The 20,762-nt window shown below is 69.7% G+C and carries 18 protein-coding genes; 11 read left to right on the top strand and 7 right to left on the bottom strand.

Annotation, left to right across the window (positions count from 1 at the left end):
* The first annotated feature begins 157 nt into the window (after positions 1-157).
* Positions 158-1,177 (top strand): glycoside hydrolase family 5 protein, encoded by a 1,020-nt coding sequence (locus tag ACIQF0_RS12850; protein ID WP_401028478.1) that lies wholly within the window; start codon positions 158-160, stop codon positions 1,175-1,177.
* Here the strand turns inward: ACIQF0_RS12850 and ACIQF0_RS12845 are convergent.
* The 4 genes from ACIQF0_RS12845 to ACIQF0_RS12830 are packed head-to-tail and all read right to left on the bottom strand — an operon-like array spanning position 1,131 to position 4,775.
* Complete coding sequence (locus ACIQF0_RS12845) at positions 1,131-2,123, bottom strand: acyltransferase family protein (protein ID WP_401028476.1); 993 nt, start codon at positions 2,121-2,123, stop codon at positions 1,131-1,133. The genes ACIQF0_RS12850 and ACIQF0_RS12845 overlap by 47 nt on opposite strands.
* Positions 2,120-3,073: a D-alanine--D-alanine ligase gene (locus tag ACIQF0_RS12840; protein ID WP_401028473.1), complete on the bottom strand. Its 954-nt coding sequence runs from the start codon at positions 3,071-3,073 to the stop codon at positions 2,120-2,122. The genes ACIQF0_RS12845 and ACIQF0_RS12840 overlap by 4 nt, the downstream gene beginning before the upstream one ends.
* On the bottom strand, positions 3,070-4,173 hold the full coding sequence (gene alr, locus ACIQF0_RS12835) for an alanine racemase (protein WP_401028471.1): 1,104 nt from the start codon (positions 4,171-4,173) through the stop codon (positions 3,070-3,072). Before alr ends, ACIQF0_RS12840 begins: the two co-directional genes overlap by 4 nt.
* Complete coding sequence (locus tag ACIQF0_RS12830; protein WP_401028468.1) at positions 4,158-4,775, bottom strand: M15 family metallopeptidase; 618 nt, start codon at positions 4,773-4,775, stop codon at positions 4,158-4,160. Before ACIQF0_RS12830 ends, alr begins: the two co-directional genes overlap by 16 nt.
* Positions 4,776-4,941: 166 nt before the next feature.
* Here ACIQF0_RS12830 and ACIQF0_RS12825 point away from each other — a divergent pair, with 166 nt between their 5' ends.
* The 3 genes from ACIQF0_RS12825 to ACIQF0_RS12815 all read left to right on the top strand — a co-directional run bounded on the left by ACIQF0_RS12825 (position 4,942) and on the right by ACIQF0_RS12815 (position 7,277).
* Positions 4,942-5,793, top strand: a complete 852-nt coding sequence (locus ACIQF0_RS12825; RefSeq protein ID WP_360035316.1) for an NAD(+)/NADH kinase — start codon at positions 4,942-4,944, stop codon at positions 5,791-5,793.
* Positions 5,790-6,263, top strand: a complete 474-nt coding sequence (locus ACIQF0_RS12820; RefSeq protein ID WP_401028465.1) for a GNAT family N-acetyltransferase — start codon at positions 5,790-5,792, stop codon at positions 6,261-6,263. The genes ACIQF0_RS12825 and ACIQF0_RS12820 overlap by 4 nt, the downstream gene beginning before the upstream one ends.
* A 66-nt stretch (positions 6,264-6,329) precedes the next feature.
* Positions 6,330-7,277, top strand: a complete 948-nt coding sequence (locus ACIQF0_RS12815) for an alpha/beta fold hydrolase (protein ID WP_401028462.1) — start codon at positions 6,330-6,332, stop codon at positions 7,275-7,277.
* On the opposite strand, the gene ACIQF0_RS12810 is transcribed toward ACIQF0_RS12815, so the two are convergent.
* Complete coding sequence (locus tag ACIQF0_RS12810; protein ID WP_401028459.1) at positions 7,270-8,649, bottom strand: MFS transporter; 1,380 nt, start codon at positions 8,647-8,649, stop codon at positions 7,270-7,272. The genes ACIQF0_RS12815 and ACIQF0_RS12810 overlap by 8 nt on opposite strands.
* A 117-nt stretch (positions 8,650-8,766) precedes the next feature.
* On the opposite strand from ACIQF0_RS12810, the gene ACIQF0_RS12805 reads away from it, so the two are divergent.
* The gene (locus tag ACIQF0_RS12805) at positions 8,767-9,417 is read left to right on the top strand and encodes a TetR/AcrR family transcriptional regulator (protein ID WP_401028456.1); all 651 of its coding nucleotides are present in this window, start codon (positions 8,767-8,769) and stop codon (positions 9,415-9,417) included.
* On the opposite strand, the gene ACIQF0_RS12800 is transcribed toward ACIQF0_RS12805, so the two are convergent.
* A complete protein-coding gene (locus ACIQF0_RS12800) occupies positions 9,414-10,391 on the bottom strand; it encodes a helix-turn-helix domain-containing protein (protein WP_401028454.1) in 978 nt (325 codons plus the stop codon). The two genes, ACIQF0_RS12805 and ACIQF0_RS12800, sit on opposite strands and share 4 nt — an antisense overlap.
* A 98-nt stretch (positions 10,392-10,489) precedes the next feature.
* On the opposite strand from ACIQF0_RS12800, the gene ACIQF0_RS12795 reads away from it, so the two are divergent.
* Positions 10,490-11,452, top strand: a complete 963-nt coding sequence (locus ACIQF0_RS12795; RefSeq protein ID WP_401028451.1) for an alpha/beta hydrolase — start codon at positions 10,490-10,492, stop codon at positions 11,450-11,452.
* Here ACIQF0_RS12795 and ACIQF0_RS12790 read toward each other — a convergent pair.
* Positions 11,436-13,484 carry a cellulase family glycosylhydrolase gene (locus ACIQF0_RS12790; protein ID WP_401028448.1) on the bottom strand — a complete coding sequence of 683 codons (2,049 nt, stop codon included), beginning with the start codon at positions 13,482-13,484 and terminating at the stop codon, positions 11,436-11,438. The genes ACIQF0_RS12795 and ACIQF0_RS12790 overlap by 17 nt on opposite strands.
* Before the next feature lie 218 nt (positions 13,485-13,702).
* On the opposite strand from ACIQF0_RS12790, the gene ACIQF0_RS12785 reads away from it, so the two are divergent.
* The 5 genes from ACIQF0_RS12785 to ACIQF0_RS12765 all read left to right on the top strand — a co-directional run bounded on the left by ACIQF0_RS12785 (position 13,703) and on the right by ACIQF0_RS12765 (position 20,761).
* Positions 13,703-16,345: a glycoside hydrolase family 9 protein gene (locus ACIQF0_RS12785; RefSeq protein ID WP_401028445.1), complete on the top strand. Its 2,643-nt coding sequence runs from the start codon at positions 13,703-13,705 to the stop codon at positions 16,343-16,345.
* A gap of 112 nt (positions 16,346-16,457) precedes the next feature.
* Positions 16,458-17,480, top strand: coding sequence for a LacI family DNA-binding transcriptional regulator (locus ACIQF0_RS12780; protein WP_401028442.1), 1,023 nt, complete (start codon positions 16,458-16,460; stop codon positions 17,478-17,480).
* A gap of 229 nt (positions 17,481-17,709) precedes the next feature.
* The gene (locus ACIQF0_RS12775; protein ID WP_401028439.1) at positions 17,710-18,990 is read left to right on the top strand and encodes an extracellular solute-binding protein; all 1,281 of its coding nucleotides are present in this window, start codon (positions 17,710-17,712) and stop codon (positions 18,988-18,990) included.
* Positions 18,990-19,949: a carbohydrate ABC transporter permease gene (locus ACIQF0_RS12770; protein ID WP_401028437.1), complete on the top strand. Its 960-nt coding sequence runs from the start codon at positions 18,990-18,992 to the stop codon at positions 19,947-19,949. Before ACIQF0_RS12775 ends, ACIQF0_RS12770 begins: the two co-directional genes overlap by 1 nt.
* Complete coding sequence (locus tag ACIQF0_RS12765; RefSeq protein ID WP_401028434.1) at positions 19,946-20,761, top strand: carbohydrate ABC transporter permease; 816 nt, start codon at positions 19,946-19,948, stop codon at positions 20,759-20,761. Before ACIQF0_RS12770 ends, ACIQF0_RS12765 begins: the two co-directional genes overlap by 4 nt.
* Position 20,762 lies beyond the last annotated feature (1 nt).

Genomic DNA, 20,762 nt, shown 5'->3' with positions numbered 1-20,762 from the left:
GAAGGTTCTTCACGGTCGAGGCCGTGAGCTGAAGAAACAACGGTGAACAACCCCGCGATCTTGACGTTTCCCGAACAAAGTCCGAACCACGCCCGGTTCCCGCTGCGGCACCGTATCGACCCGAACGGTTCTTGCCGATCTTGAGAGGGGACTTCTCGTGAAGCTGAGACAGGTGGTCTTCGGGTTAGCCACGGCGGTCGTGCTGGCGTTGGGCAGCGTGCCCGCGAGCGCGGCCGTACCGGCGCGACTGTCGGTGTCCGGGGCGGACGTGGTCGATCCGGCCGGGCACCCGATCGTGCTGCAGGGCTACAACTGGGGGCAGTGGGGGACGGTCCAGCCGCAGGACCCGGCTGACAACGTGGCGGCGGGCGCGAACTCGGTGCGGATCCCGCTGCGCTGGTGGGGCGAGTGGAAGGACGGCGTCGACAGCCGTGACCCGGACCCCGCGAACCCCAGTCACATCAAGGCCGGTCATCTGGCGTTGCTCGACCAGACCGTCGAGCAGGCGAGCGCCGCGGGCCTGTGGATCACGTTGTTCGTGGACTCGGACTACGGGCAGGGCGCCGGTGGGCGTCCGGACAACTTCTGGACGAACGCCGCGATGAAGCAGGAGTTCAAGGAGGTCTGGCAGTTCCTCGTGCGGCGCTACAAGACCAAGGCGTTCGTGGGGGCGTTCGAGATCCTGCCGGAACCCAAGCCGATCGGGGTGAACGACGCCGGGGTGAAGGCGTTCTACGACGAGATGATCGGTGTGATCCGCGGTGTCGACCGCCGAACCCCGATCGTCGTGGGGCCCAACGACAACTACAGCTGCGCCCACCTCGAAGGCGCGTACACGACGGTGGACCCGAAGATCATCTACACCTGCAACTACTTCATCTTCGCCGAGCCGCTCAACCGGATCGGGCAGATCACCGGTTTCCGGGCCGCGCACGACGTGCCGGTGTGGATCAACCAGGTGGGCGTCGAGAGCGGCGACGACGACGCGAAGGCGAAGGCCCGCAAGGTTCTGGGGGCCTTCGACGACAACGGCATCGGCTGGGCGTGGTGGACCTACCGGATCAGCGGCACGAACCCGGACACGCACGGCATCTACTACGCCGACCCCTCCGAACCGGACGGGTGGCACCTCAAGCCGGGCTGGCTCGCTCTGGTGAACGGCTACCTCGCCGCATGACCGGTTCCTCGACGTAACGCCAGCTGAGCGCCGCCGCCACGATCGTGAGCACCGCCGCGATCGGCCCGGCGGCGGCGCCCAGTTCCGGCCGCAGCCACAGCGTCAGCGGGTAGTTCCACAGGTAGGCGCCGTAGGACAGGGTGCCGAGCGCCACCAGCGGGCGGATCGGCGTCGCCACCTGCTCCCACTTCGACCAGACCAGCAGCAGCACGGCCGTGCAGGCCGCGATCGCCGGGCCGGCCACCAGGTAGGTCAGCGCGTGGCCCCGCAGCGGGATCACCGACAGCACCGCCAGACCCGTCAGGGCGATCGGCACGGCCCAGCGCGGCGCGGTCGTGAGTTTCAGCCTGGTCGCGGCGCCGATCACGAAGCACACGAACCACGACGTCGGCAGCGCGTAGGCGTTGTCGGCGTTCGGCCACAGCCAGACGAGCGTCGCCGTGCAGGCGGCCAGTGCCGCGAGCGCCGTGACGACCAGGGCCGCACCGGTCCGGTTGCGCACCCACGCGAACGCCAGCAAGGCGGGCCACAGCAGGTAGAACTGCTCCTCGGTCGCGAGCGTCCAGCCGTGGAACGCCGCCGGGCTGACCCCGCTGATCGGCAGGTTGCCGGTGAACGTGACCAGCACGACCACCGTCCTGAGCAGCTTGTCGCGCTCCCCCAGCGGATCGAACACGAGCGTGACGATCGCGAAGATCGCTGTCAGCGCCAGCAACGCGGGCAACAGCCTGCGTGCCCGGCGCAGGTAGAACCGCTTGAAGTCGACGCGTCCGGTGTTCGTCAGCTCCCGTTGCAGGACACCGGTGATCAGGTAGCCGCTCAGCGTGAAGAACACGACCACGCCGACCACACCCGCACCGGGGAACACGTCAGGGAACGCGTGGCGCAGCATCACGAGAAGAATCGCGATGCCGCGCAACACGTCCAGCCCGGCGATCCGCTTCACCGCATCGCTCCCCGGACGAGCTTGTCCAGCAGGTCCGAATAGGACAGTCCGGCGGCCGCGAACATCTTGGGCACCTGGGACTCCGCCGTCATGCCCGGCATGGTGTTGACCTCGTTGAGCACCAGGCCGTCCTTCGTGAGGAAGAAGTCGACCCGTGCCAGGCCACGGCAGCCGAGGGCCTCGTAGACCGCGAGCGCCGCGTCTTCGAGCGCCTTGAGCTCGGTGTCCGCCACCGGGGCCGGGATCAGGAAGGTGGCGCTGCCGTCGTACTTCACGGTCGTGTCGAAGAGGCCGGGAACCTGGATCTCCAGCGGCGGCCCGGTCCTGCGGCCCTCCTCCGGGTCGTCGAGGACCGCGATGTCGATCTCCCGGCCGTCCAGGACCTCCTCGACCAGCACGCGGTCGTCCAGTTCCAGCGCCTGGCGCACAGCGGGTTCGAGATCCTCCTCGCGTTCGACGAGCTTCACCCCGAAGCTCGACCCCGCCGCCACCGGCTTCACCACCACAGGACCGGTGAAGTCCACAGTGGACGCGTTGGTGACGAGGGCGGCCTTCGCCGTGCGCACCCCGACGGCCTCGGCGACGAGCTTGGTCGCCCACTTGTCCATCGCGAGCGCACCGGCCCGCAGCGGCGAGCCCACGTACGGCACGCCCGCCAGCTCGCACAGGCCGGCCAGCGTGCCGTCCTCGCCCAACGGACCGTGGACCAGCGGCAACACGACGTCGCAGGTCGCGATCACGTCGAGCGCGGCGGCGAGGCTGCCGGACGTCAGCGTGTCGAGCACCTGGCCGTTCTGGCCGTACCACCGGCCGTCGCGGCCGATCGTGAGCGCCACGGCCTCGTACTTCGCCGGGTCGAGCGCCGCGCGCACCGACGCCGCCGAAGCCACGGAGACGTCGTGCTCGCAGTTCTGCCCGCCGCCGATCACGGCGACGCGGATCCCCCTCATCGAACGCTCCTCCGCACCCTCGCCCCAATGCCCGTCACGATCTCGTGCGGGATCGTTCCCGCCCACCGCGCCCAGTCCCCCGCCGTCGGCTCGCCGTCGTCCCCCGGCCCGAACACCACCGCCTCGTCCCCCGGCTCCACCACGTCGTCCCCGACGTCGACCACGACCTGGTCCATCGAGATCACCCCGGCGACCGGCCGGCGCCGTCCCGCCAGCCACACCTCCGCGTTGCCGGAAGCGTTGCGCGGCAGGCCATCCGCATAGCCCACCGGCAGCAACGCCAACGTCGTCGCACGGTCCGTCACGTACGCGTGCCCGTAGCCGACCCCGGTTCCGGCGGCGACCCGCCGCACCTGGACCACCGGCGCCGTGAACCGCAACGCGGAGCGCAGCCGGGTGGTCCCGGACGGGTCGATCCCCACCAGTCCGGCCCCGATCCGGACGACGTCCAGGTGGGTGCCGGGGTCCGTCAGCGCCGCGCTCGTGGCCGCGAGATGCCGCACGGACGGCCGCAGGCCCGCCTGGCGCGCCATCGCGACTCCCCGCAGCAACGCCCGCTTCCCGGGCTCATTCGCTCCAAGCGTGTCGGCACAAGGCAGATGTCCCATCACTCCGACGACCGAGACCCTCCCGGCCAGTTCCGCACGACGTGCCGCCGACATCAGCGACAACCAGGTCTCCGGCGCAGCCCCGTCCCGCGCCATTCCCGTGTCCAGCTGGAGGTGCACGCGCACCCCGGCCTCCATCGCCGCGAGGTGCGGAAGGCTCGGCACGCTCAGGTCGATCCCGTACCGGACCGCCGTCCGCACGTCGGCGTCGACGGGGTTGAGCCAGCTCAGCACCGGAACGTCCACACCGGACTCCCGCACCTGCACGGCCTCGGCCAGCGAGGTGACTCCGATCCAGGTGGCACCCGCGGCCACCGCGGTACGGGCGACGTCGCCCAGCCCGTGCCCGAACCCGTCGGCCTTCACCACCGCCATGACGCCACCGCGGGCCAGCGACACGAACCGACGCGTGTTCGCGGCCACCGCGGCGAGGTCGACCGAGAGCGACGGACCGGCCGAGACCTGGCGCAGGCTCGTCACGCGCGCGCCCACGCAGGCACCTCCACTGGTCCGTAGACGGCGTGGTCGGCCCCGGTCAGCAACGCCCAGTAGCGGTCGCCGTAGGACCAGTGCCACCACTCGGTCGGATAGTTGATCAGGCCGGCACCACCGAGGGCGGCGGCCAGCACGGTCCGGTTGTGTCGGGCCTCGTCGTCGACCGGCGCGGCGAAGAAGCAGGTGCCGTCGCTCTCCTCGGGAGTGGCGTCGACCTCCGTGCCCATCCACAGCTCGGCACCCGACGTCGTGACCAGCGTCAGGTCGACCGCGGCGCCCGCGACGTGCGGCGCGACGGCCAGCGGTGCCACGAACCGGCTGGACAACCGGCCGAGTTCGACGGCGTCGGCAGCGGGGTGCAGTTCACTCAACTCGGCGGTGTACCGCTCGATGATCGCGCTCTGGTCGGCGATGCTGCGGTGCCCCTCGATCACCCGCAGGTCCACACCGGACGGAAGCAGCGCGCGGGCCACGTCGAGCCGCCGCGCGAGCCCTTCCCGCACCCACACTCCAGGTGCGTGGTCCAATGGCACCAAAGGATCCCCGTTGTCGAGCACGCGGACGGCGCGCACGATCGGATCGGCTAGCAGGATGGTCATGTGGCCAACCTAGAAACGGAAGTCCACTCCGGACTCCTCCTCGAGGCCACGCCCGCCCGCCGAACGGCCGGTTCGCACGCGTGGGCATCAGCCGTTCGGACGAGGGGCGCACGTCCGTCCGGAATTCGGCAGACTGGCGTCGTGACCCGACAGAGGACGAACTGACGTGCACGCCGCCGGCCTGGTGCTGCACCCGCAACGAGACTCCGCCGCCGCCGTCGAGGCAGTCCTCGGCTGGGCGACCAACCGCGGTGTCGAGATCCTCGGCATCTCCACCGAGATCCAGCGCCTGCGCTGCGAGGCCACCCCGGTCACCGCGGAGGAACTGGGCCGCCGCGCCGACCTGCTGGTGAGCCTGGGCGGCGACGGCACGATGCTGCGCGCCATGCGCATGGCCGACGGCGAACGAGCCCCGGTCCTCGGCGTCAACCTGGGCAAACTCGGCTTCCTGGCCGAGGTGGACGTCCCGGACCTGCCCGCCGCCCTGAGCGCCATCGACGCCCACGACTTCACCGTCGAACCCCGCCTCGCCGTGGACGCGCACTTCAACGACCAGAAGGTCACCGCGTTCAACGACGTCGCCGTCGTCCGCATCCCCGGCGAGGGCAGCGCCCGCGTGGCCGTCCGCGTGGCCGGCCAGCCGTTCGTCAGCTACGCCGCCGACGCCGTCATCGTCGCCACCCCGACCGGCTCCACCGCCTACAGCTTCTCCGCGGGCGGCCCGATCACCAGCCCGTCCGTCGAGGCCCTGCTCGTCACCCCCGCGGCCCCGCACTCCGCCTACAGCCGGGGCGTGGTGCTGTCGGTGAACGACGAGGTAGACCTCGACCTGCTGCCGTCCAGCGGCCGCCTCGCGGTCGAGGTGGACGGCATGGTCGCGGGCTACGTCGAACCCGGCCAGCGGGTGTCGTTGCGCGGCCGTGCCGGTGCCGCGCGGGTGGTGCGGCTCGGGATGACGACGTTCTACCAGCGGGCGCGCCGCAAGCTGCGGCTCACGGACTCGGCCGAACTGGGGTGAGGCTGCGCGAGTGGACCGTCGAGGACGCGGCCTGGTACGCGGAGGCCACCAGGGACCCGGAGGTCCAGCGCTACACGACCGACCCGCCCACGATCACGGAAGCGCAGGTCGCCGGCGCGATCAGGGCGTTGCCCACGAACCCCGCCACCGCGTCGTTCTGCATCGAGGCCGCGGGGGAACGCTGCGGCAACGTGGCCGTCGACTTCGAGGACGGCGTCGGCCACGTGTCCTACCTCGTGGCCGCTCACGCCCGCGGCCGGGGGCTGGCGACCAGGGCGCTCACCGAGTTCGTCGCGTGGATCCTCGCTCACCACACCGTCGCCGAGCTGAAGTTGTGGACGCACCGCGACAACGTCGGCTCCCGCAAGGTCGCCGAACGCGCCGGGTTCGTCCGCGATCCCGCCCGCGACGAGGACCGGGAGGTCAAGGACGCCGTCTGGCCGACGGTCGCCTACCACCTCGTCCCCTGATCTCCAGTCGTGCTCGAGCGCCGCTTGTTCGGATGTCCGCGCCGAGCAACGGATGGGGGCAAGGACATGGAACTGAACAGGCGCAGAGTGTTCGCGCTGGGTGCGGGCGCCGCACTCGCCGCGAGTGCCGGGACCGCCGGTGCCGACGCCGAGCGGAAGGTCGCCGAGCCGGACCTCCCCGGTTTCAAGCACAACTACGCACAGGTCAACGGGGTGCGCCTGCACTACGTCACGGGCGGCAAGGGCGAGCCGCTCGTGCTGCTGGCGGGATGGCCGCAGACCTGGTGGCTGTACAACAAGATCCTGCCCGCGCTGGCCGCGAAGTTCCGGGTGATCGCGGTCGACATGCGCGGGCAGGGCGGATCGGACAAGCCGGCCGGCGGGTACGACAAGAAGACGATGGCGACGGACCTGCACGAGCTCGTCAAGAAGCTCGGGTACGCCAAGGTCAACGTCGTCGGGCACGACCTGGGCAGCATGGTCGCGTTCTCCTTCGCGGCCAACTTCCCCGACGCGACGAAGAAGGTCGCGTTCATGGACGTGCTGCACCCCGACGAGAGCTTCTACCAGATCCCGTTGCTGCCGCCGCCGGGCATGTTCAGCGTGTGGTGGTTCGCGTTCAACCAGGTCGTGGGGCTGCCGGAGCAGCTGCTGGCCGGGCGGTTCCGGTACCTGATCGACTGGCTGTTCGCGAACACCGCGTTCACGCCGTCCGCCATCGACGAACGCTCGCGGCGGATCTACGCGCAGAACTACAACTCGCCGGACGCCATCCGCGCCAGCAACGGCTGGTACCAGGCTTTCCACCAGGACATCGCGGACGGCAAGACGTACGCCAAGCTCGTGCCGCCGGTGCTGGGCCTGGCCTCGATCTCGTCCTACGACCAGTTTCTCGGGGCGCTGCCGAACGTCGCGAACCAGTTCGAGGTCGTCCGGGTCGACGGGTCCGGCCACTGGCTGGCCGAGGAGCAGCCGGACTTCGTCACGGGCGAGATCGTCCGGTTCTTCAGCTGACCTGCCTCACCGGACGTGCCGAGGGGATGAACGCCGCGACCACGGCTGCCAGCAGCGCGGTCGCGGCGCCCAGGCCCAGGATGAGCTGGAAGCTGAACGGCACGCCGACCTGAGTGAGCACGACGCCCGCCACGGCGCTCGACACCGACGTGCCGATCGCGCGCATCAACGCGTTGAGGCTGTTGGCCGCGGCGGTCTCCGAGGTCGGCACGGCGCCCATGATCAGGGCGGGCATCGCGCCGTAGCCGAGGCCGATGCCGGCGCCGATCACGGCCGAGATGATGACGAGCTGCCACACGGCGGTCAGCATGAAGATCCCCGCGCCGTATCCGAAGGCGACCACGAGCGTGCCGAGGATCAGCGTGGCGCGCGGGCCCCGTGCGTTCGAGATCCGCGCGGCCACCGGTGACGTCGCCATCATGACCAGTCCGGACGGCACCAGCACCAGGCCCGTGACCAGCAGCGACTGCCCGAGTCCGTGCCCCGTCGAGGCCGGCAGCTGCAGCACCTGCGGCAGCACCAGCGACTGGGCGAACATGGCGAACGCGAACACCAGCGACGAGATGTTCGTCAGCAGCACCTGACGCCGGGCCGTGGTGCGCAGGTCGACCAGCGGCCGCGGTGACCGCAGCTCCCACCAGCCCCACAGCCCGAGCACCGCGGCCGCCACGACGAACAGGCTCGTGACCGTGCCGCCGCTCCACACCGACGCCTTCGACACCCCGAGCAGCAGGCAGACCAGCGCGACCGACAACCCCAGGGCACCGGGGACGTCGAACCGCCCGCCGCTGCGGACCGGGGACTCGGGCACGCAGACCAGCACCGCGGCCAGCACCAGGGTGCCCACGCCCGCCGACGTCCAGAACAGCATGTGCCAGTCGGTCTGCTCGACCAGGATCGCCGCCGCTGGCAGGCCCAGCGCACCGCCGACGCCGAGCGAGGCGCTCATCAGCGCGGTCGCCCCGGCCAGCCGTTCCACCGGCAGTTCGTCCCGCATGATGCTGATGCCGAGCGGGATGACACCGACCGCCAGTCCCTGCACCACGCGTCCGATGACGAGCGGCACCAGCGAGTAGCTCAGCGCGGCGATCACCGAGCCCACGACCAGCAGGACCAGGCTGACGACGAGCATGCGGCGCTTGCCGTACATGTCGCCGAGCCGGCCGACGACGGGCGTCGCGACCGCGCCGGCCAGCAGCGTCGCCGTGATCACCCAGGTGGTGTCGCCCGGCGAGGAGTTCAGCAGCGAGGGGAACCTCGGCAGGAGCGGGATGACCAGGGTCTGCATCAGCGCCACCGTGATGCCGCCCAGGGCGAGGACTGCCACGACGACGTTCGGACGGGTCACCGGAGGCGTTTCTTCGAGGAGCACGTCACCGAGTCTAAGTCAGTCACTTGACTTAATCTGGAGCGGGCGGGCATCTTGAACGCCCCGCGCGAAGGATGTCCGCGATGTCCGGAGCAGCTCCCGGTGGAAGATGGTGACGTGATGAGCAAGGTCGACAACCCGACGAGGGCCGAACGGGCGCACGCCACCCGTGAGCTGATCCTGACCGCCGCGGAACGCCTGTTCGCCGAGCACGGGGTGCTGGCCGTGTCGAACCGCCAGGTCAGCGAGGCGGCGGGCCAGGGCAACAACACGGCCGTCGGCTACCACTTCGGCACCAAGGCCGACCTCGTCCGCGCCATCGCGCGCAAGCACCTGGCCCAGGTCGAGGAGATCCGGCAGCGCATGGTCTCCGAGCTCGGCGACTCCCCTGACATCCGCGACTGGCTCAGCTGTCTCGTCCGGCCGGTCACCGAGCACCTGGACGCGGTCGGCAGCCCCACCTGGTTCGCCCGCTTCGGCGCGCAGGTCATGACCGACCCGACGCTGCGGCCGATCATCATCGAGGAGACCCGCTCGTCACCGTCGCAGGTGCGCATCCTGGCGGGCCTGAACGCCTGTCTGGCCGACCTGCCGGACGACGTGCGCGCCGAACGCCACGACATGGCCCGCCAGCTGCTGGTGCACATGATCGCCGAACGCGAGCGCGCCCTGGCCGACAACACCCCGACCCCGCGCGCCAGCTGGCACGACACCGCGACGGGCCTGGTGGACGCGCTCGTGGGCCTGTGGCGGGCACCCGTGAGCGCCTAGTCCAGCAGGCGCCGCAACATCAACGCCAGGTGGAGCCGGAACCGGCCCGCCGAGTCGAGTTCGAACCCGAGCACCGACTCGGCGCGGGCGAGCCGGACGGTCATCGTGCTGTGGTGCCGGTGCAGCACCGCCGCGGCCTTGCGCACCGAACCGGTGGCGCACAACGCGTCCAGCATCGTGATCATGCCCGGTTCCGCGGCCAGCCGGTCGAGCGCGCGCACGTCCGGCAGCGCCGCGATGTCGGCGGAGTCGAGCTGCTCGGCCAGAAGTGCCAGCCCGCCGAGCCTTTCCCACCACACCACCGGCTCACCGTCCGATGTGTACCGCAACGCCGTGCGCGCGGCGTGCCACGCCTTGGCCGCCTCGATCGCGGGCAGCAGCGGCCCGACGCCGAGACGCCCGTCCACGGCGGGGACCTCGGTGCCCAGCACCGCCCGCACGTTCCCCAGCAGCACCGACCGGCCGGGCACCTCGCCGGTCGCCGCGAGCACGCGCAACGGTGCCGTGGCGGCGATGCCGAGCAGGTGCAGGGCGCGGGATCGTTCCGCGGTACCAACGCTTTCGGACAGCACGAGCTCGATCAACGCCGGATCGCCCAGCTCCGGCAGCGGCACGCTGGAGTGCTCCAGCAGCACGGCGGCGGCGATCGCGAACCGTTCCAGCAACATGTCGTCCAGCGGCGCGGGCGTGCCCTCGCGCGCGACCCAGACCTGCACGCCGCCTTCGAGAGCGCGGACGGAGGCCCGCGCGGGCGCCGAGCCCGCCGTGACGGCACCACCGGCGTCGGCTCGCAGCGCCAGTCCCTGTCCCGGGGCGCTCAGGCCGACCGGGCACCCGGCGAGTTCGGACGTGCTGCGCACCAACGCGTCCAGGCCCGCGCGCTCGGTGATCAGGCGATCGAAGAACCCGATCACCCTCACCGCGCTCTCGGCGTCGGCGTCCAGCCCGGACAACCTCAGCAGCAGGCCTCGCATCACGCCACCATAGCCCCGACAGGTGGCTGGCCGGGTGGCCGAATCGCCCGCCACGTGTCGGCTGCCCGCACCGCCACATCGAGCCGAGGATTGACCCCATGAGCTACGACATCGATCCGGAACTCCTGCCCTGGCTCGACATGCTGCCGCAGGTGGTCATGACCGACTACGACGCCCTGGTGGCCGCCCGCTCCCAGCAGTCGGAACTGGCCGGCCTGGTGCCGGCGTACGAACCGGCGAACCCGATCGACGTCCGCGACGAGACGATTCCCGGTCCCTCCGGCGCTCCGGACGTCCCGGTGCGGATCTACCGCCGCTCCGGCAGCACGGGCCAGGTGCCCGGCCTGGTTTACATCCACGGCGGCGGGTTCGTCGTCGGCAGCGTAGCGATGTTCGACGCGCACGTGCTGAAGATCGTGGACGAGCTGGACGTCGTCGTCGTGTCGGTGGACTACCGGCTGGCGCCCGAGCACCCGTTCCCGGCGCCGGTCGAGGACTGCTACGCGGCACTGACCTGGGCTGCGGCCAAGGCCGACGAGCTGGGCATCGACCCGGCCCGGCTCGGCATCGGCGGGGAGAGCGCGGGCGGCGGGCTCACCGCGGGAACCGTGCTGCTGGCACGCGACCGCGGCGGCCCCGAGCTGGCCTTCCAGTTCCTCGGCATCCCCGAGCTGGACGACCGGCTCGACACCGAGTCGATGCGGGACTACGTCGACACCCCGCTGTGGAACCGTCCCAACGCGATCTACAGCTGGACCGCCTACCTGGGCACCGAACCGGGCGGCGACGACGTCTCGCCGTACGCCGCCCCGGCCAGGGCCACCGATCTCTCCGGACTACCGCCCGCGTTCGTCACCACGTGCCAGTACGACCCGTTGCGCGACGAGGGCGTCGAGTACGCACGGCGGCTCGCGCACGCCGGTGTGCCCACCGAACTGCGCCTCTACCCCGCGACGTTCCACGGCTCCTCGCTCGTCCAGAGCGCGGAGATCACGCGCCGGATGTTCGCCGACGAGATCGAGGCGCTGCGCCGCGGCCTGAAGGTCACAGGCTCCCCGTGACCGCGCTGCCCGACCTGGTGACGTAGTAGGTGACGGTGGCGCCACTCCAGTAGTGGAACGTCAGCGTCACCCGCGCGTTGTCGTTGACCTCGGCGAAGAACTCCGGCGTGAGCGTCGTGGCGCCGGTGGTGTAGTTCGGCGCGAACGCCCGGTCGAACTCCTTGAAGGAAGTCCAGTTGTGCGGTCCGGCGTTCGACCCGTCCGCGTACTTCGCCTCCATCGTGGCGAGCAGGTCGCCGCGGAAGGTGGTCGGGATCGAGAACGCGGCGGTGGTGCCGGTCGCGGCGGACAACACCGGGACGTCGTGGGTGATCAGGTTGATCCGCCACGGCACGCCGGCCGAGAACTGGGCCGACAGCACGGCGTTCGTGCCGTAAGCCCGTGATCCGCTCAGCCGGGTCATCGCCGCGGCGGTCAGCGTGAGCTGGTCGCCGGAGATCGTGTAGTCGGTGCCGCGCACCAGTTCCGTCGTGCCCTGACGCAGGCCGGTGAACGTGGTTCCGTTGGTGTTCAACGTGATCGTCTTGGCGGTGACGGCACTCGACCGGGCGCTGAACACCTGGTCGCTCGACGCCGTGCCGGAACGGGTGGCCCAGCTCGACTTGATCTGCGCGATCAGCTCGGGATCGCTCCACTGGAAGGACGTGCGGCCGAGGTGCTGGCCGTTGTCCCACAGCATCGTGGTGATCTTCTTGGTGCGCGCGTAGTAGCCGAGGTGCTCGAAGAACTTCAGCTTCTCGCCCTGCTCGATCGTGCCGGTGTGCCGGTCGAACCCGAGCAGCCCGTACTCGCCGAGGATCACCGGCACTCCGCGGGCGACGAAGGTGTTGTACACGCGGTCGAACGAGTCGGTCAGGTCCTTCTGGGCGGTCGCGTCGTACCGGGTGCCGCCGGCCACGTTCACGCTGAACGGCCAGTACCCGTAGTAGTGCACGGTCGCGATCAGGTTGGGGTCGTTGAACCCGCGCATCGACGTCGCCAGCTCGTCGAGCCGCGCCTGGTCGGACGACGTGTGCAGGGTGGGCAGCACGAGGAGGCGGCTCGCGTTGTTGCCGCCGGAGCGCCGCACGATGTCGCGGAACGACGCGTTCAACTCGTGCAGCAGCTGGGCGTTCTGGGCGTCACCTGAGCTGCCGGTGAACTGCGGCTCGTTCACGCTCTCGAAGACGAGCCTTCCCGGCGAGTCCTTGAAGGCCGCGGCGAGCTGCGTCCAGATCGCGTTGTAACGGGTGAGCACGCCGGTCCGGTCGGACGGCATGGCCGAGATCCACTGCCACGAGTCGTGGTGGATGTTGATCATCACCTGGAAGCCGTCCGCGAGTGCCCAGCCGACGACCTCCTTGACGCGGTTGAGGTACGCCGCCTCGATCGTGTGGTCTGACGCCTGGTGCTGGCCCCACGTGACGGGGACGCGGATGCTCTTGAAACCCTGCGCCTTCACGTTGTCCAGCAAGGCTTCCGTGACCCGCGGGTTGCCCCAGGACGTCTCGTCGCTCCCGGTCGAGTCCAGCGTGTTGCCGAGGTTCCAGCCCGGCTGCATCGCCGCGACCTGCGCCATCGCGTCGCCCGGCACCGGATTTCCCGTGGTGGTGGTCGTGGTGGTCGTCGTCGGGGTCGGACCGGTGCCGCCGGTGCAGGTGACCCCGTTGAGCGCGAACGACTCCGGCGCGGTGTTCGTGCCGGACCAGCTGCCGTTGAAGCCGAACGAGACCTTGGCGTTCGGCTCGATCACCTTGTTGTAGCCCGCGTCGGCGGCCGCGACCTGGCTGCCCGACGACGTGACGGTCGCGTTCCAGGCCTGCGTCACCTGCTGGCCGGACGGCCACGTCCAGGTCAGCCGCCAGCCGTCGACCCGGTCACCGACGTTGGTCACCGACACGTTCGCGGTGAACCCGCCCTGCCACTGGCTCGGCACCGCGTAGTCCACCTTGCAGCCCGGTGCCGCGGCCGCGGGAGCCACGACCGCCAAGCCGATGCTCGCGGCCACCGACACGAACGCCGCGGTCAGCGCGACGATGCGCCTTCCGGTCATGACACCCACCTCCGCAACCTGGGAACGTTCCCAGTTCGGAGCCGGACTGTAACCAGCATCAACACGCTCGAAAAGTGAGTCGTCGAACTGTGGTCGATGCGCCGTCGAACGAGTTCACACCCCTGTCGGACCGCTTTCATGACCGTTACAGTCCCGATCTGGGAGCGCTCCCAGAAGAGTCCAAAACCCTGTCATCGGAGGCTGACGTGCAGAGTCGCATGTCGAGAGCTGTGGCAGCCGTCCTCGTCGCGGTGCTCGCGGGGATGGCCGGTCCACTGGCGCCACCATCGGCCGCCGCACCCGCGTTCAACTACGCGGAGGCGTTGCAGAAGTCGGTCTGGTTCTACGACGCCCAACGCTCGGGGGCACTGCCCGCGAGCAACCGCGTCAGCTGGCGCGCGGACTCGGCCGTGCGCGACGGCGCCGACGTCGGACTCGACCTGTCCGGCGGCTTCTACGACGCCGGCGACCACGTGAAGTTCGGGCTGCCCTTCGCGTTCAGCGTGTCGATGCTCGCCTGGGGAGCCGTGGAGAACCGGGCCGCCTACGCGGGTTCCGGCCAGCTCTCACACCTCATGGCGAACCTGAGGCACGGCACCGACTGGATCATCAAGGCGCACCCGTCCCCGAACGTCGTCTACGGGCAGGTCGGCGCGGGCAACCCCGACCACGCCTGGTGGGGATCGGCGGAGGTCATGCCGATGGCCCGCCCGTCGTACAAAGTGGACAGTTCGTGCCCCGGCTCCGACCTCGCGGGCGAGTACGCGGCGGCGATGGCGTCGGCCTCCATGGTCTTCAAGGACACCGACCCGACCTACGCGGCCACTCTGCTCACGCACGCCAAACAGCTCTACAGCTTCGCGGACACCTATCGCGGCAAGTACAGCTCGTGCATCACGGACGCCGCGAACTACTACAACTCCTGGAGCGGCTACCAGGACGAGCTCGTCTGGGGCGCGATCTGGCTGCACCGCGCCACCGGTGACGCGAGCTTCCTGACCAAGGCGAAGACGGAGTACCAGAAGCTCGGCACCGAACCGCAGAGCACCGAACGTTCCTACAAGTGGACCATCGCCTGGGACGACAAGTCCTACGGCGCCTACGTCCTGATGGCCAAGCTGACCGGCGAGCAGACCTACATCACCGACGCCAACCGCTGGCTGGACTTCTGGACCACGGGCTACAACGGCAACCGGGTCCGCTACTCCCCCGGCGGCCAGGCGGTGCTCGACAGCTGGGGATCGCTGCGCTACGCCGCCAACACCGCGTTCGCCGCCCTGACCTACGCGGACTGGCTGTCCACTCGCGACAGTGCCAGAGCCGCGACCTACCACGACTTCGGCGTGCGGCAGGTGAACTACGCCCTCGGCGACAACCCGCGCAACTCCAGCTACGTCGTCGGCTTCGGCACCAACCCGCCGCGCAACCCGCACCACCGCACCGCGCACGGTTCGTGGGCCGACAGCATCCAGGAGCCGACGACCAGCCGGCACGTGCTCTACGGCGCGCTGGTCGGCGGCCCCAGCACCAACAACGACGCCTACACCGACAGCCGCAGCGACTACGTGATGAACGAGGTCGCGCTCGACTACAACGCTGGCTTCACCGGCGCTCTGGCCCGCCTGTACGGCGAGTTCGGCGGCACCCCGCTCACCACCTTCCCGGTGGCAGAGACGCCCGACGGCCCCGAGCTGACCGTCCAGGCGTCGGTGAACCAGAGCGCCGCGCAGTTCACCGAGATCAAGGCGTTCGTGCTCAACAAGAGCGCGTGGCCGGCACGGACGTTCAACGGCACGCTGCGCTACTACTTCACCCTCGACGGCGCCACCACTCCGAGCCAGATCACCGTCACCACGAACTACAACCAGTGCGGCACACCGAGTGCGCCGGCGCAGTACCGCGGCGCGGTGTACTACGTGGAGATCCCGTGCCCCGGCGTGGCTCCGGCCGGCCAGTCCGCGTACCGCAAGGAGGTCCAGTTCCGGATCACCAGCTCCGGCACGTGGGACCCGGCCAACGACTGGTCCCACACGGGCCTGGGCAGCGGCAACACCGTCGCCCAGACCGACCGGATCGTGCTGCGCCAGGACGGCAGGACGGTGTGGGGCACCGAACCCGGCGGCGTGACCGAGGACAGCGAGGCACCGTCAGTCCCGAGTGGACTGACCGCCTCTGGCGCCACGGCCACCAGCGTCACGCTGAGCTGGGCGGCCTCGACCGACAACGTCGGAGTCGTCGGGTACGACGTGCTCAACGGCACCGCAGTCGTCGGCACAGCGACGACGACCAGTCTGCGGGTCACCGGTCTCACGCCGGACACGCCGTACTCGTTCTCGGTGCGCGCGAGAGACGCGGCGGGCAACGTCTCCGCGGCCGGCACTCCGATCCCGACGCGCACACTCCCCGGCACGGCGACCACGCTCTCCGTGCAGCACAAGGGATCCGGCGCGGCCACGTCGAACCAGATCGGCGCCACCCTCCAGCTCACGAACCGGGGCACCTCGCCGGTCAGCCTGACCACCACGACGATCCGGTACTGGTTCACCGGCGAGGCACCGGCGGCGACGTACCAGACCTGGTGCGACTGGGCGCAGATCGGCTGCGCCGGCATCCAGGTGCGGGTGGTCAAGCTCGCGACCGGACGCACCGGAGCCGACGCGTACCTGGAGGTGTCCTTCACCTCCGGCAGCCTCGCCGCGGGCGCGAGCACAGGCGAAATACAGGTGAGGACCGCGAAGTCCGATTGGTCCACTTTCGTCCAGTCCGACGACCACAGCTACCGGATCAGCAGTGCTCTCACCGACTTCGACCGGATCACCGCCCACACAGGTGGCGTACTCGCGTGGGGTGCCGAGCCCTGACGACTTCGGAGCGGGACGTTCTGCGCGTGCAGGCGTCCCGCCCCGACCCCAGCCGCGTTCATGGCACAGCGTCGTGCCATGAACGCGCTCTCACGGCCCTACGATGGACGTCATGACGGAGATCGACCGGCAACGACGGCCCGGCCCCCGGATCGAGGAGGTCGCCCGACTGGCCGGGGTGTCCAAGTCCACGGTCTCCAGGGTGATCAACGACGAGCCGTACGTGAGCGCCAGGGCGCGTGACGCCGTGCACACGGCGATCACCCACCTGAAGTACAGCCCGAACCAGGCCGCGCGCTCGCTCGCGGGCAGCAAGGCGAACGCCATCGCGTTGATCGTCTCCGAGCAGAGCGGCCGGGTGCTCGGCGACCCGTTCTTCGCCGGGATGCTGCGCGGGGTGCACGCCGAACTGACCGGGCGGCAGATCCAGCTGCTGCTCATGCTGAGCCAGCCGGAGGGCCACGACGACCTCCTCACCTACCTGGCGAGCGGCCACGCCGACGGCGCGCTGCTGGTGAGCCTGCACGGCGACGACCCGTTGCCGCACCGGCTGCAGGAGATCGGCCTGCCGGTCGTCGTGGCCGGACGCCCCCTGGGCTCCGGCTCGGTCCCGTTCGTGGACTCGGACAACTTCACCGGCGGCCTGGACGCGGTGCGGCACCTGGTCTCGCTGGGGCGCACCAGGATCGCGACCGTCTCGGGCCCGCGCGACATGGCGGCGGGCCTCGACCGGCTCAGCGGCTGGCGGCGTGGGCTCGGCGAGGCGAGGCTGCCGGCGGACCTCGTCGCGGAGGCCGACTTCACGCCGGAGAGCGGCGCTCGCGCGATGACCGAACTGCTCGACCGCGCGCCCGACGTCGACGCCGTGTTCGTCGCCGCCGACATCATCGCGCTGGGCGTGCTGCAGGTGCTGCACGCACGCGGCAAGCGCGTTCCCGAGGACGTGGCGGTCGTCGGATTCGACGACTCGCTGCTCGCCTCCACCGCCACTCCCCCGCTCACCACCGTCCGGCAGGACGTCGAGCAACTCGGCCGCACGATGACGTGGCGGCTGCTGGGTGAACTGGCCGGCGAGGACGGGCTTCCGCCGTCGCTGTTGCTGCCGACCTCCCTGGTGCGCCGTGCGAGCGCTTAGTGCCGGATGAAGCACGCAGTGTTAACCCATCGGACACACTTCCGGGAACGCTCCCAGGTTTCCCAACCGTGACCTGAGTCATGAACCCCGAGGTCACCCGGCCGAGTGACATCGAAAACGCCTGGTGCGGGCCGAAGTGTGTCTTGACACACGTTCGAAGCCAGTACGACACTCCTCCGCATCTGGGAGCGCTCCCAGACCTCGCCGCCGAGACCAGAGGAGTTCTCCCGTGCGACACCGTTGGATCAGCGTGCTGATCTGTGCCGCCACGACCGCCGCCGTCACCACAGCGTGCGGATCAGGCGGGGCAAGTCAGACCGCGGACGGAAAGACCGAGCTGACGATCGCCACGTTCAACGAGTTCGGCTACGAAGAGCTGTTCACGGAGTACGAGGCGGCTCATCCGGACATCAAGATCACCCAGCGCAAGACCGGACAGGGCCAGCCGCACCACCAGAACCTCTTCACCAAGCTGGGCGCCGGCTCCGGGCTCGCCGACATCGAGGGCGTCGAGGAGGGCTACCTCAGCCAGTTCATGTCGAAGGCCGGGCAGTTCAACGATCTCAAGGAGATCGGCCCGAAGGTCGAGGACGACCGCTGGCTGAAGTGGAAGACCGAGGCGGTCACCACCAAGGACGGCAAGCTCATGGGCTACGGGACCGACATCGGCCCGCTCGCCATGTGCTACCGCAAGGACCTGTTCGAGAAGGCCGGCCTGCCGTCCGACCCCGAGGGCGTCAAGGCGCTCTTCGCCACGTGGGACAGCTACTTCGCCGCCGGTGACCAGTTCATCGCCAAGTCTCCCGGCGTCGCCTGGTTCGACAGCGCCGCGCAGGTCTACAACGCCATGCACAACCAGCTCGAGACCGGCTACTACGACAAGTCCGACAAGCTGGTCGTCGACACCAACACCGCCATCAAGGCCAACTGGACGACGGTGACCGCGGCCGTCGCGAAGGGACAGTCGGCCCGGCTCGGCGCGTTCAGCAACGAGTGGAACACCGGCTTCAAGCTCGGCAAGTTCGCCACCAAGACCTGCCCGTCGTGGATGCTCGGCGTGGTCGAGTCCCAGGCCGGTCCCGAGAACAAGGGCCAGTGGGCGGTCACCGACGCGTTCCCGAACGGTGGCGGCAACTGGGGTGGCTCGTACCTGACCGTGCCGAAGCAGAGCAAGAACGCGAAGAAGGCCGCCGAGCTCGCCGCCTGGCTGACCGCGCCGGAGCAGCAGATCAAGGCGTTCAAGGCCAAGGGCACGTTCCCGAGCCAGGTGAAGGCGCTCGACGCGCCGGAGCTGCTGGATCAGACCAACGCCTACTTCGGTGACGTCAAGGCCGGCGCGCTGTTCGCCACGCAGGCCAAGAAGATCAAGGCCGCGCAGTACAAGGGCCCGGCCGACGGCCAGATCCAGGAGACGGTGTTCAGCCCGGCGCTGCAGTCGGTCGAGCAGGGCAAGAACGCCGACGAGGCCTGGAAGACCGCCGTCGAGGGCGCGCAGAAGGCGGCCAAGTAGTGACGGCCACTCTTTCCAAGGTGGACCGCGGGCGAGAGCAGGAGTCTCGCCCGCGGCCTCCGCGGCGGTACCGCATGTCCAATGTGGACGCCAGATTCTCGCCGTACCTGTTCGTGGCACCATTCTTCGTGCTCTTCGGGGCGATCGGGCTGTTCCCGTTGCTCTACACTGCCTACGTCTCCCTGTTCGACTGGGAGGTCGGCGCTGACGAGCCGGCGTTCATCGGCCTGGAGAACTACAAGACGCTGTTCGAGGACGACCAGTTCTGGAACGCGCTGTTCAACACCTTCAGCATCTTCGTGCTCTCCAGCGTTCCGCAGATCATCGTCGCGGTGGTGATCGCGGCGCTGCTGAACGCGAACCTGCGGGCCCGCACCGGCTGGCGGATGGGCGTGCTGCTGCCCTACGTGGCCAGCCTGGTGGCGTTGACGATCATCTTCGGCAACCTGTTCGGCCCGCAGTACGGCCTGGTGAACAGCGTCCTCACCACGGTGGGCATCGGCCCGATCGACTGGCAGGCCAGCACCTTCGGCAGCCACGTCGCCATCGCGTCGATGGTCAACTGGCGGTGGACCGGGTACAACGCGCTGATCGTCCTGGCGGCGATGCAGGCGATCCCGCGGGACGTCTACGAGGCCGCGCTGGTCGACGGCGCGAGCGCGTTGCGACGGTTCTTCAGCATCACGCTCCCGATGCTGAAGCCGACGCTGATCTTCGTGATCGTCACCTCGACCATCGGCGGCCTGCAGATCTTCACCGAGCCGAAGCTGTTCGAGCCGTCCGGCGGCAGCGGTGGCGGCACGGAGCACCAGTACCAGACCGTCGTGCTCTACCTGTACCAGTCGGCCTTCCAGGGCCTCGACCTCGGCTACGCCTCCGCGATCGCGTGGGTGCTGTTCATGGTCGTGATCGCCGTGGCAGGCCTCAACTTCTTCATCACCAGGAGGGCCGTCCGATGATGAAACGTCCCTCCTTCGCGATCTACGGCTTCCTCGCCGCGTTCGTGCTCGGCTCGGCCTTCCCGTTCTACTGGTCGTTCCTGGTCGCCAGCCGCGACAACGCTGTCCTCACCGGCGACTTCACGCTGATCCCCGGCGGGAACTTCTTCACCAACGCGGCACGGGTGTTCGACACCGTCCCGTTCTGGAAGGCCCTGGGCAACAGCTTCATCGTGTCCGGCACCGTGACGTTCTCGGTGGTGCTGCTGTCGACGCTGGCCGGGTTCGCCTTCGCCAAGCTGAAGTTCCGCGGCCGGGGCGTGCTGTTCCTGTTCGTGGTGGCAACGTTGGCAGTGCCCACCCAGCTCGGGATCATCCCGCTGTACATGGCGATGGCCGAGTTCGGCTGGGCCGGCGAACTGGAAGCCGTGATCGTGCCGAACCTCGTCACCGCGTTCGGCGTGTTCTGGATGCGGCAGTACCTGCTCGACGCCATTCCCGACGAGCTCGTCGAGGCGGCGCGGATGGACGGCTGCAGCCTGTGGCGTGCGTTCTGGCACGTCGCACTCCCCGCCGCCCGACCGGCAGCCGCCATGCTCGGCGTGTTCACGTTCATGCAGTCCTGGAACGACTTCCTGTGGCCGCTGGTCGTGCTCAACGCCGACAACCCGACTCTCCAGGTCGCCCTGGAGAAGCTGCAGAGCGGCTACTACGTCGACTACTCGCTCGTCCTCGCCGGAACCACGCTCGCGACGGTTCCGGTGCTCATCGTCTTCCTCGTACTCGGGCGGCAGATCGTCGCCGGTGTCATGCAGGGCGCCGTCAAGGGGTGAA

It is taken from the genome of Lentzea sp. NPDC092896 (assembly GCF_044754905.1).
Classification (GTDB): Bacteria; Actinomycetota; Actinomycetes; order Mycobacteriales; family Pseudonocardiaceae; genus Lentzea.
The sequence above is the reverse complement of the archived record's forward strand: the minus strand, read 5'-3'. Positions and strand labels throughout refer to the sequence as shown.